This window comes from Cryobacterium sp. N19, assembly GCF_002929595.1.
Taxonomy (GTDB): Bacteria; Actinomycetota; Actinomycetes; order Actinomycetales; family Microbacteriaceae; genus Cryobacterium; species Cryobacterium flavum.
Genome location: NZ_PJJR01000053.1, coordinates 106303 through 118387, shown reverse-complemented (window position 1 = coordinate 118387; position 12085 = coordinate 106303). Strand labels below are relative to the sequence as shown.

Genomic DNA, 12085 nt, shown 5'->3' with positions numbered 1-12085 from the left:
AATCTTAAGGCACCCAATTGCAAGGATTTGATGTGGCCAAGCCTCCCGTAAACCCCGACGCCCAGCCGTCGATTGAAAGTTCCGACGAGACCGCAGCGCGCCTCGGTCTCTCGCACACAGCAGGCAAGGGTCAGGCAACCCCGACCCGCAAAAAGCAGGAAGCGGCCAACAAGCGCCCACTGGTTCCGGATGACCGCAAACTCGCAGCCAAGCAGGCGCGCGCTAAGTCGACCGCCGCGCGCGACGTCGCGCGTGCCGGAATGGCTGCCGGTGTGGACAAGTACCTGCCACTGCGGGAACGCGGCTTGCAGAAACGCTACGCCCGCGACTACGTTGATGCCCGGTTCAACGTCGGGGAGCTGATGATCCCGATCATGTTCCTGGTCATCCTCCTCACCACGATCCCGAGCATCTCGAGCTACTCGATCATCGCCCTGTGGGCGTTCTTCATCTTCGCTGTCGTCGACTGCGTCGTACTCGGCTTCGTACTCACTAAGAAGATCGAGGCCAAGTTCGGTTCTGACAAGGCTGAACGCGTGCGTTGGTACGCGGCTATGCGCGCGCTCCAGCTGCGGCCGATGCGGCTGCCCAAGCCGCAGGTAAAGCGCCGCCAGTACCCGGTTTAGCACCGGGTACTCCGCGGGCGGTTTCGGCGGGTTACCGAGCGAAGGCGCCCGCTCGGATCAGCGGCACACGCACTTCCTCATCGGTGAGGGAACCGTGCTGTCCGATCATGCCGCGTGCCTTCTGGTTCGCCGGGCGGGAGTCGTAATACGCGATGGACTTGCGCGCGGCGACCAGCACGTCGCCGATGCGCGGCAACACCTCGTCGGCTACCCGGCCGTACAGGCCGGCCGCCACCGCTTCATCGCGGGTGTAGACCCAGGCGCGGTCCCCCTGAGACGCCCGCCAGGCATCCGCCAGCGTGTCGGCGGCGTTCGAGTCGGACCCGGCCGCTGACCACTGCGGCTCGAGGTAGAGCTGCACGCAGCGCGGGTCCCCCGCAATGTGGCGCACGCCGGCCACGAGCGCTGGCTCGGTGTCAAAGAGCACGTGTTTGGTACTCGGCACGTCGATCACCCCGTGGTCGGCGGTGAGCAGCACGCCCTCGTCGGAGCGCAGAGTGGCAGCGAACCGGGTCACCTCGGAGTCAAGATTCTCCAGCTGGGCCAGCCACCGATCAGACTCCCACCCGTGCGCGTGCGCTGCCACGTCGAGCTCGGCCACGTAGAGGTAGATCAGGGCGGTGGGATTCTCATTCAGGATGCTCCGCGTGGCGGCAAAGCGATCGGCCACCTTCTCGGCCGGCACGTACTGGGCGCCGCGCAGTACCGCCTGGGTGAAGCCGGAGGCCACGAATCGTTTGGGGCCAATGGCGAAGCTCGGCACGTTGTCATCGGCGGCCAGGTCGAAGACGGTACGGGCCCGTTGCCAGGTGGCCGGCTGCATGCCGTCATCCCAGCCGGTGAGCTGATTCACGACGCGGTCGTTGGCCCCGTCGAGCACCTGGTAGCCGACCAGTCCGTGCTGGCCAGGTTCCACGCCGGTGGTGAGCGTCGCGATTCCCGCGGCCGTCGTGGCCGGGAAGACTCCGTCGATGATGCTCGATTTGTTGAGCCGGGACGACAGGAATCGTGCGTGCCCGGCACGTGCCCGGATCGAGCTGACGCCTAGCCCATCGGCCAGAATCACGACCGCCTTGCGCACGGCGGGCAGGCCCAGCGTGTTCGGCCGGGCGCAGACGGCGTCGAGGGAACTGGTGAGAACATCGGCAAGGCGCAGAGCACTGAATTGGCGGGCCGGTAGCATGGTGGGCATCGGGTCTAATTCTTTCACAGGGACGAACCCGAGCCCTCCAGCGCTCCCGAGAGCGCTCCCTACGCAGTGCAGCGGTGACCGTTCGATCGGTTGCCGTGGCACGCTTGAAGCAGAATTTTTCAATGAGCCGCTCAGACAGCACCGCACCAGCCGCCAGCACAGCCAGCACCGAGCGCATCGAAGACGTCGATGTATCGGTGGAGATGCAGGGGTCGTTCCTCGAGTACGCCTATTCGGTGATCTACTCCCGGGCTCTGCCCGACGCCCGCGACGGTCTCAAACCGGTGCAGCGTCGCATCCTGTATCAGATGAGCGAAATGGGATTGCGCCCCGACAAGGGCCACGTGAAGAGCGCCCGGGTTGTGGGCGAGGTGATGGGGAAGCTGCATCCGCACGGCGATACCGCGATCTACGACGCCCTGGTGCGCATGGCCCAGTCGTTCTCCCTGCGGGTTCCGCTCATCGACGGGCACGGCAACTTCGGCTCGCTCGACGATGGGCCGGCCGCGCCCCGCTACACCGAAGCCCGCCTAGCCGCGCCCGCTCTCGCAATGACCGAAAACCTCGACGAAGACGTCGTCGACTTCGTGCCGAACTACGACAACCAGCTCACCCAGCCCGACGTGCTGCCAGCTGCCTACCCCAACCTGCTCGTCAACGGCACGAGTGGCATCGCCGTCGGGATGGCCACCAACATGGCGCCGCACAACCTGATCGAGGTCGTCGGGGCCGCCCGGCACCTGCTCGCCCACCCGAACGCAACACTCGATGACGTCATGGAATTCGTGCCTGGGCCGGACCTGCCGACCGGCGGTACCATCGTGGGATTGGCCGGCATCAAGGACGCATACAGTACCGGCCGCGGCAGCTTCAAGACCCGCGCCCGCGTCTCGGTCGAGGCGATCAGCGCCCGAAAAACCGGGCTCGTCGTGACCGAACTCCCCTACCTGGTCGGCCCGGAAAAGGTGATCGAGAAGATCAAGGATGGTGTCAACTCCAAGAAGCTGAGCGGCATCTCGGACGTCACCGATCTCACCGACCGCACCAAGGGACTGCGTCTGGTCATCGGTATCAAGACCGGTTTCAGTCCCGATGCCGTGCTCGAGCAGCTCTACCGGTACACCCCACTGGAAGACTCGTTCAACATCAACGCTGTCGCCCTCGTCAATGGAGCCCCGCAGACTCTTGGGCTGCTCGAACTGCTGCACGTCTACGTCAACCACCGCATCGAGGTCGTCACCCGTCGCTCGGCCTATCGACTGGCCCGGCGCAAGGAACGCCTGCACCTCGTGCTTGGCCTGTTGGTGGCGATCCTTGACATCGACGAGGTGATCCAGGTGATTCGCGCGAGCGACGACACTGAGCAGGCCCGCGCAAAACTGATCGACGTGTTCGACCTCAGTCAGATTCAGGCCGAATACATTCTCGAACTGCGGCTGCGGCGCCTCACCAAATTCTCCCGCATCGAGCTCGAATCCGAACGTGACCAGTTGCTCGCTGAAATCGCGAAACTCGAGAAACTACTGTCCTCGAAAGCCGCGATCCGCACCCTGGTGTCAGAGGAACTGGGCGCGGTCGCCGAGAAGTTCGGCACGCCACGTCGCACAGTCCTGACCGAGGCCAAGCCGAGCATTGCCGGCCTGTCGGTGGCTGCCGCCAAACGCCAGGCGGCCGTGCTCGAGGTGCAGGACATCCCCACCCGCGTGTTTCTGAGCGTGACCGGGCGCATCGCCCGGGTCGATCTGGTCGCTGTCGACGATTCGCTGCCGCCGCGGATCCAGCCACCGCAGCGCCGCAGCAAACACGATGCCGTGCTCTCGACGCTCGACACAACCAGCCGCACCGAGGTGGGCGCGGTGACCAACCGGGGGCGGCTCATCCGCTTCTCCCCCGTCGACCTGCCTGTGATGCCGCCGACGTCCATTCAGCTCGCCGCCGGGGTGCGCATCAGCGAATATCTGCTGCTCACCGACCAAAAGGAGCGAGTGCTCGCGATCGTCTCGCTGGACTCCGACCGGGCGATCGCGCTCGGCACGCGTCAGGGCATCGTGAAGCGGGTCACTCCCGGCGACTGGGCCAACAAACCCTCCTGGGAGATCATCGCGCTCAAGCCGAAGGACGAGGTGGTCGGCGCGGTGCAGGGTGCAGAGGACGACGACCTCGTCTTCATCACGACGGATGCGCAACTGTTGCGCTTCACCGCCGCCGGTGTACGGCCGCAGGGCCGAGCAGCCGGCGGCATGGCCGGAATCAAGCTGACGACGGGGGAAACCGTCGTGTTCTTCACCAGCCTGTCAGCCGAGGACGTGGCGGCGGCCGTTGTGGCCACCGTGGCGTCAAGCAGTCAGACCCTCCCGGGCACCGACCCGGGGAGCGCGAAGCAGAGCGATTTCTCGGAGTATCCCGCCAAGGGTCGCGCCACCGGCGGTGTTCGCGCCCAGCGCTTCCTCAAGGGTGAGGACACCCTCGCCGTGGCCTGGGTCGGGCGAGCTCCGGCCCGGGCCGTCGGTCCGGACGGCACTCCCCGCACCCTGCCGGACTCCGGCTCCCGCCGGGACGCCTCCGGAGTCATGCTCGACGCGTCAATCGGAGCAATCGGCACCGAAATCTAAGCCCGCGCACCTCGTGGCACGCGTTGGAGAACGCGGCACTGGTTTGAACACGTGCCGGCTTCTCAAATACGTGCCACGAGGGCGCTGGGATGCCTCAGACGTCGATGCGATCGCGGGACAGCTTGTCGGAGCTGTCGATGATGAACTCCTTGCGCGGGGCGACGTCATTGCCCATAAGCAGCTCGAAAACCTTGCCGGCGGCTTCGGCGTCGTCGACACGCACGCGCCGCAGGGTGCGGTGGGCACGTTCCATCGTGGTGGTCGCGAGCTGGTCGGCATCCATTTCGCCGAGGCCCTTGTAGCGCTGGATCGGGTCCTGATAACGACGATTCTTCTTCTCGAGGGCGCTCAGCACCCCGTGCAGCTCGGTTTCGGAGTAGGTGTAGATGGTCTCGTTGGGCTTCGAGCCCGGGTTCATCACGACGACCCGGTGCAGCGGCGGCACGGCGGCGAAGACGCGGCCCTCGGTGATCATGGGGCGCATGTAGCGGAAGAACAGGGTGAGCAGCAGGGTACGAATGTGGGCACCGTCGACGTCGGCATCGCTCATGATGATGACTTTGCCGTAGCGCGCCGCTGACAGGTCGAAGCTGCGACCGGAGCCGGCCCCGATCACCTGGATGATCGACGCACACTCGGCGTTGGAGAGCATGTCGGCGACGGATGCCTTCTGCACGTTCAGAATCTTGCCGCGGATCGGCAATAGCGCCTGGTGCTCGCTGTCGCGGGCGAGCTTCGCCGTTCCGAGGGCCGAGTCCCCCTCCACGATAAACAGCTCGCTCGTGGACACGTCGTTACTGCGGCAGTCGACCAGCTTGGCCGGCAGCGACGAACTTTCCAGGGCGTTCTTGCGCCGCTGGGTTTCTTTATGGGCGCGGGCTGAGATGCGTGACTTCATCTCGGCGACGATCTTGTCGAGCAGCAGCGCTGACTGGGTCTTGTCATCGCGTTTCGGCGACGCATACCGCTCCGCCATGGCCTTCGCGACGACGTTGGCGACGATCGCCCGCACCGCCGGTGTGCCGAGCACCTCCTTGGTCTGGCCCTCGAACTGCGGCTCCGGCAGGCGCACCGTGAGCACGGCGGTAAGTCCGGCCATCACGTCGTCTTTGTCGACCTTGTCGCTGCCGACCTTGAGCCGGCGGGCGTTCAGTTCGACCTGGCCGCGCAGGAACTTCAGCAGTCCGGCGTCGAAACCGGCCTGGTGGGTGCCGCCCTTGGGAGTAGCGATGATATTGACGAAGCTCTGCACGATCGTGTCGTAGCCGGTGCCCCAGCGCAGGGCGATGTCCACCTGGCAGTCGCGCGTGAGCTCGGTCGGCACCATGGCGCCCTTGTCGGTGAGCACCGGCACGGTCTCAGTGAAAGTGCCGTTGCCGGTGAGCCGCCAGGTATCGGTGATCGGGGCATCCGTCGCGAGGTGTTCGACGAATTCGCTGATGCCGCCGTCGAACTGGAACAGGCTAGTGACGGGCTCCTCGGTGCGACGGTCGGCGACCTCGATCGCGAGGCCGGGAACGAGGAACGCGGTCTGGCGGGCTCGGTTCAACACCTCGTCGGTCTGGAACGCTGCACCCTTGGTAAAAATCTGCCGGTCAGCCCAGTAGCGGATGCGAGTGCCCGTGACGCCGCGCTTGACCTTGCCGATCACGCGCAGCTCGCTCTGGTTCTCGAACGGAGTGAACGGTGCGTCGGGGCTCTTCTCCCCCGAATCCGCGAACAGGCCAGGTTCACCGCGGTGGAACGACATGGCCCAGGTCTTGCCGTCGCGGTCGACCTCGACATCGAGACGTTCGGACAGCGCGTTGACAACGGAGGCCCCCACCCCGTGCAGACCACCCGACGCCGCATACGAACCGCTGCCGAACTTTCCGCCGGCGTGCAGTTTGGTGAAGACGACCTCGACACCGGTCAGGCCGGTCTTGGGTTCGATATCGACCGGGATTCCGCGGGCGGTGTCGCGCACCTCGACGCTCTGGTCGGGATGCAGCTCGATATTGATGCTGGCACCGTGCCCGCCCAGGGCCTCATCGACGGAGTTGTCGATGATCTCCCACAGGCAGTGCATCAGTCCACGCGAGTCGGTGGAACCGATATACATGCCGGGGCGTTTGCGCACTGCCTCGAGTCCCTCAAGGACTGACAGGTGGCGCGCGGAATAGTCAGAGCTCACAACAACCAAGAATACCGGCCCCGACCGGGAATCTTTCGCGCTTTGGAGGCACGGCGCGGCAGGCAACCCCCCCCACGACACGTCTACGCGGTGAGCGAAATACCGGCCAATCATCTCGTCATTGGCCCTGCGGCGTGTTTACATTAGATAAGAGGGTTCATGTAATTCAGTCTGGAGGAGGAGAATATGTCCCAGATCGCCACCGAAAATGGTGCTGTAGACAACCAGGGCGCCCCCCACCAGCTCACCGCAGCCGACCGCTGCGACGCGTGCGGTGCCCAGGCTTACATCCGTGTCGTCGTGAAAAACAGTGAGCTGCTGTTCTGCGCGCACCACGGCCGCAAGCACCAGGAGAAGCTGGCAACCATTGCCGAAAGCTGGCATGACGAATCGAGCCGTCTGCTCGAAGACCAGCGCTCCTAGCGGGCTGGTAGGCACTCAAAACGGATGCCGCGCCGGCGGCTGGCTAAGGCCAGTTGCCGGCGCGGTCTTTTCGTCGCTGCGACTTTTCGGTCTCCGGAACCGCGCTCAGTCCGCAGCCCCTATTCGGCGTTCTGGCCCAGCCGCACGGCCACTTGGTTGCGGGCCGTCCGCGCGGTGTCATCGACGGACTCGGCCGTCGCGCCGCGCGCATATTCGAGATCGTGGCGGCTAAAGGCTGCCTGCAGCAGGTGGTCGGCGAGTGCGGGATTGCGAGCAAGAACGGGCCCGTGCAGGTGGGTGCAAAACACCTCACCCATGGTCAGTCCCTCAATCTGAGGTCCGCTCGCCGGAGCATCCGCGTTGCCGGTGCCGTACAGCACCCGGCCGAGCGGGCTGGCTTCAGCACCGACGTAGTCGCGGGCATGGTTTTCGAACCCGATTAGCCGCCCGTATTTTGAGGCGACGATGATGTCGTCGGTAGCGCGGGCGGCGCGTGGCACGGCGTGGCCGGCTACGAGGCCGAGTCCTTCCAGCACGCTGCCGTCGGGGAGGTCGCTCCCCCAGCTCAGCAGTTCCCACCCGGTGCCGACGGCCAGGATGGGCACGCCGGAATTGGACCAGAGGCGCAGTTCCTCCACCAGGGTACGAAGGTTGTCCCTGGCCGGCAGAAGTGCAGCATCCGTTCCCGAACCGATCGACACGGCATCCACGTGCTCGGGCAGGTCGGCCCGGGAATGCACATCGACCACCCGCGCGTCGTGGCCGCTCCACCGAACGCGCTGCGCGAGCACACGAGCATTGCCGGCATCACCGTTCGTGTTCAGAAGGCGCGGCAGCAGCGAGACGACCGTGAACGGGCGGTCCAGCGAAGTGGCAGTCATACCGGCTCCTCAGAGTTGGAGACGAGGCCGAGGTGCGCGCGGGTGCGCCGCATTCCGTCGGCGGAGAAGATGATGGTTTTCACCCCGGAGACGGGATCGGGCAGGGCTAGGAACGCGTCGAGAGCGGTCGGGACATCGGGCTCGATGCGGTCGACGGTGACGTCGTCGTAGGCCAGCTGCAGGGCGATGTCGTGCGCCTTGAGCCCGGAGGCGATGAGTACGTGGCCGAGCCCAGAGGTGTCCACCGGCCAGAAGTACGACGGGTCACGCACGTCGGAGCCGATGATCACCAGAATCTGCTCGGTTCCCGGTTCGAGACTGTCCACGTTGAGCTGAAAACTCGACGGGTTTTGCACGAGCACAAACTCAACGGTCTTGCCGCCAACGGTGACGACCTCGCCGCGTCCGAAAACGGCCGGCATGGCCGACAGCGCCGTGCAGGCGATCGCCGGATCAAAATGTACGCCCAGGGTCGACTGGGCCGTGCTCAGCGCGGTCAGCGCGTCGACGGCGTAGTGGATGCCGCGAGCCGGCAAGCGGATGCTGTGAACGCCCGTGGCAAACTGCACGTCGGCGTCCAGGCCGGCCACCCGGGTGAGCTGGAGCCCGGTTCCGTTCGGCAGGCGAATCGGTGCGGTGTCGGCGTAACCGAGTCCGCGTGGATACTGAGCGAGAACCTCGGCGGTTACACCGTAGCGGGCTACCGAAACGCCAGGTTCGAGATCGTGACCGAGATCGGCCAGGTAGCGGTCGTCAGCGTTGAGTACGACCGACTCCGTAGCCCGTGCAGCGATTTTCGCCAGCAGGGCGGCGACCATTTCGGAGTCGTGGAACCGGTCGATCTGGTCAACCATGACGTTGGTCAGGGCGACGACCCGCGGAGTCAGCGAGCCGGCGATGAACGCGCCGTGTCCCTCATCCATTTCAAGCACGGCAACGTCGCCGGCAATCGTGCCGGACAGGCTGACCTGTTCCAGAAGGGCGCTGGTCAGCCCCTGGCTGATGTTGGCCGTCGACTGGTTGGTGAATACGGACAGGCCGTGCGCGCGCAGAACGGCGACGAGCATCTTGGTCGTGGTTGATTTGCCACTGGACCCGGTCACGATTACCAGGCCGAGCGGAAACCCGTTCAGCGCCGCGGCCAAAAAGCCCGGGGCGATGCGGTTGACGACGACGCCGGGAATGGCCGAGCCACCGCCCGGTTTGCGCCAGCGCGCGAGCACACGAACGGCCCGACCGATGAGAATCGCGGGGGCGTACCGAAGGGAACTCACGAACCGCACAACGCAATCCGGGTGGGACCTGTCACTGTCACGTTTACTCGAGGTAGTCGCGCAGGGACTGCGACCGGGACGGGTGACGAAGCTTGGCCATCGTCTTGGACTCGATCTGGCGGATGCGCTCGCGCGTGACCCCGAAGGTGTCGCCGATCTGGTCGAGCGTTTTCGGCATGCCGTCACCGAGGCCGAAGCGCATGCGAATCACACCGGCTTCACGTTCGGACAGCGAGTCGAGCAGGCTTTCCAGCTGTTTCTGCAGCATGGTGAAACCCACGGCATCGGCGGGCACGACGGCTTCGGTGTCTTCGATGAGGTCACCGAATTCGCTGTCGCCGTCTTCACCGAGCGGGGTGTGCAGCGAAATGGGTTCGCGACCGTACTTCTGAACCTCGACGACCTTTTCGGGCGTCATGTCGAGTTCGCGGCTGAGCTCTTCAGGGGTGGGTTCGCGACCGAGGTCCTGCAGCATCTGGCGCTGCACACGGGCGAGCTTGTTGATGACCTCGACCATGTGCACCGGAATACGGATGGTGCGAGCCTGGTCGGCCATGGCCCGGGTGATGGCCTGGCGAATCCACCAGGTGGCGTAGGTGCTGAACTTGAAGCCCTTGGTGTAGTCGAATTTCTCGACCGCACGAATGAGGCCCAGGTTGCCCTCCTGGATCAGGTCGAGGAACTGCATTCCACGACCGGTGTAGCGCTTGGCGAGCGACACGACGAGCCGCAGGTTGGCACCGAGGAGGTGGCTCTTGGCTCGGGCGCCGTCCTTGGCAACCCACTGCAGCTCACGGCCGAGCGCGTTCTTCTTCTCGACATCCGTCATCTCCGACAGCTTGTCTTCGGCGAACAGGCCGGCTTCGATGCGCATCGCGAGTTCGACCTCTTCGGCCGCGTTCAGCAGGGCGACCTTACCGATCTGCTTGAGATAGTCCTTGACCGGGTCGGCCGTGGCGCCGGTGATGGCGCTGGAATAGACCGGGACCTCGTCGTCATCGTCGACCAGGGAGAGTACGAGGGCGCCGCTGGGGAGCGGCTCGGTCGATGCCGTGCGCTTGGTGCTGTCCTCGTCTGACTCGTCGTCATCGGCGTCCGTTCCACCGTCGACGTCGGCTTCGTCGTCTTTCTTGACGACCTTCGCCTTGGTCGCGCGCTTCTTCGGGGCCGGCTTCTCGGCGGCCAAACCGGCGGCCGCGGACTTCTTCGTCGCTGCGGCCTCGGCTGCTGCTGCCTTCGCGGCTGCAGCCTTGGTGACGGTCTTCTTGACCGGCGGTACTACCGGAGTCGTGACGGACTCGTCGGTCACCTCGGTCTTGACGGTGGTTGCCATTCGAACACCTCTCATGCGGAGTCGTACCTGCTTCTGTGCGACCGGTGACGGTGCCAGATGCGTTTTTGGGCAGAACTTGGACCCATGTCAAGTCCCGGGATGCTCACGCCGAAATGACTTCGGTGTGCCCCGGACCAGAACGGGTCCTGGAAATAATTATTGCACGGTTTGTCTGGACGACAAGCCACGACACGTACTACGATCATCCGTTACGCCGTTTCCAGGCGCGTGATAGTGCAACCCAGATAGGTGCGACTTCTATTCCCTCGTCGCGAGAGAGCTGGCGTCTGGTGCGCCGCCGGGCGTGCACGAGAAAACCGATGCCGATTCCGACGACCAGGTATTGCACCGTGAATGCCACCCGAAATGCGTCGAGCGCGTACAGGTCGCTCGCTGCTCCCCCGGCCACGCGCCATCCGTTCTGCAGGTCGAGCAGCAGCCCGATCAGGTACATCATGACGAAGCTCGCGGTGAAGCCACCGACGTTGACGACGCCGTTGGCCGAGCCCAGGCTGCGCTGCGGATTAAAAGTGCGCGCGAAGTCGAAGCCGATCAGCGAGCCCGGCCCGCCGATGCCGAGCACGACCAGCAGCAGCACAATGCTCCACAGCGGTGGAACGCCGGGCCAGAGCAGCACGATCGCCCACGCGATTCCGATGCCGGTCACGATACCAAGCACGATATTGCTGCGGCGCAGTGGGTAGCGTGCGGTCAGCAGGCCGAGGATCGGCCCGAACACGAGGCCGGCGCCGACCAACACGGTCAGCATTCCGGCGGCGAACGCCGGTTCGTAGCCGAGGCCGAAGACCATGAAGGGATAGCCCCAAAGCAGACTGAAGACGGTGCCGGACGACTGCGTCACGTAGTGCGACCAGAATCCGAGCTGGGTGCCCGGGCGCCGAAAACTGTGTCGCAGCTGGGTCAGCGCGATGCCAAGGCTGTTGGCACGCACGTGCTCGGTGACGTCTCTGGGTCGGTCCTGCACGAAAATGATGACCACGATCAGGGCGATTACGGCCACGGATGCCGCCGAGAGGAAGGCGGGTTTCCAGCCGCTGGTGTGGAGAAGCCAAGCCAGGGGCACCGCGGAGAGTACCTGGCCGAGTTGACCGATGTTGCCCATCCACTGGGACAGCAGGGGGACGATGCGACCGCTGAACCAGGAACTGATCAGGCGGATCATCGAGATGAAGATGGTCGCGTCTCCGGCGCCGACCAGGATGCGGCCGATGACGGCGACCGAGATATCCGGTGCCAGCGCCAGTGTCACCTGGCCGGTGACCATGAGCGCCGTTCCGGTGACCATGAGCACTCGCGGGCCGTACCGATCGATCAACACCCCGACCGGAATTTGCGCGGCGGCGTAGACGACGAGCTGCACGACGGCCAGGCTCGAGAGGATGGCGGCCGAGCCGCCGAATTTCTCCGTGGCGGCTACCCCGGCGATTCCCATCGAGGTGCGCTGGAGTACGGCCGACAGGTACGCGAACGACCCGATGATAAAGATCAGGGTGGATCGACGCGAGTTCACTCGATCTAACCTATCGCGTTCCTGACCAGCCGGTCAGGCG

The 12085-nt window shown here is 65.1% G+C and carries 9 protein-coding genes; 3 read left to right on the top strand and 6 right to left on the bottom strand.

Annotated elements, in window-relative coordinates; translation table 11 throughout:
• Positions 1-32 precede the first annotated feature (32 nt).
• Positions 33-626, top strand: a complete 594-nt coding sequence (locus tag CXY78_RS16385) for a DUF3043 domain-containing protein (RefSeq protein WP_092340179.1) — start codon at positions 33-35, stop codon at positions 624-626.
• 31 nt (positions 627-657) lie between these two features.
• Here CXY78_RS16385 and CXY78_RS16380 read toward each other — a convergent pair whose 3' ends face one another.
• Positions 658-1818 (bottom strand): alkaline phosphatase family protein, encoded by a 1161-nt coding sequence (locus CXY78_RS16380; protein WP_233197527.1) that lies wholly within the window; start codon positions 1816-1818, stop codon positions 658-660.
• Positions 1819-1940: 122 nt separating this feature from the next.
• On the opposite strand from CXY78_RS16380, the gene CXY78_RS16375 reads away from it, so the two are divergent.
• Entirely contained in the window at positions 1941-4430 is a 2490-nt protein-coding gene (locus CXY78_RS16375; RefSeq protein ID WP_104090277.1) for a DNA topoisomerase (ATP-hydrolyzing) subunit A, read from the top strand.
• Positions 4431-4524: 94 nt separating this feature from the next.
• Here CXY78_RS16375 and CXY78_RS16370 read toward each other — a convergent pair whose 3' ends face one another.
• A complete protein-coding gene (locus CXY78_RS16370) occupies positions 4525-6603 on the bottom strand; it encodes a type IIA DNA topoisomerase subunit B (protein WP_174776442.1) in 2079 nt (692 codons plus the stop codon).
• A 186-nt stretch (positions 6604-6789) separates the two neighbouring features.
• On the opposite strand from CXY78_RS16370, the gene CXY78_RS16365 reads away from it, so the two are divergent.
• The gene (locus tag CXY78_RS16365) at positions 6790-7026 is read left to right on the top strand and encodes a hypothetical protein (protein WP_092340182.1); all 237 of its coding nucleotides are present in this window, start codon (positions 6790-6792) and stop codon (positions 7024-7026) included.
• 119 nt (positions 7027-7145) lie between these two features.
• Here the strand turns inward: CXY78_RS16365 and CXY78_RS16360 are convergent, their stop codons facing one another.
• From CXY78_RS16360 to CXY78_RS16345, 4 genes are all read right to left on the bottom strand, one after another.
• On the bottom strand, positions 7146-7907 hold the full coding sequence (locus CXY78_RS16360; RefSeq protein ID WP_092340183.1) for a type 1 glutamine amidotransferase: 762 nt from the start codon (positions 7905-7907) through the stop codon (positions 7146-7148).
• Positions 7904-9181, bottom strand: coding sequence for a MurT ligase domain-containing protein (locus tag CXY78_RS16355; RefSeq protein ID WP_134505311.1), 1278 nt, complete (start codon positions 9179-9181; stop codon positions 7904-7906). Before CXY78_RS16355 ends, CXY78_RS16360 begins: the two co-directional genes overlap by 4 nt.
• 43 nt (positions 9182-9224) lie before the next feature.
• Positions 9225-10571, bottom strand: coding sequence for an RNA polymerase sigma factor (locus CXY78_RS16350; protein ID WP_369827346.1), 1347 nt, complete (start codon positions 10569-10571; stop codon positions 9225-9227).
• Between the two features lie 145 nt (positions 10572-10716).
• Positions 10717-12045 (bottom strand): nitrate/nitrite transporter, encoded by a 1329-nt coding sequence (locus CXY78_RS16345; protein WP_104090274.1) that lies wholly within the window; start codon positions 12043-12045, stop codon positions 10717-10719.
• Between the last annotated feature and the right edge of the window lie 40 nt (positions 12046-12085).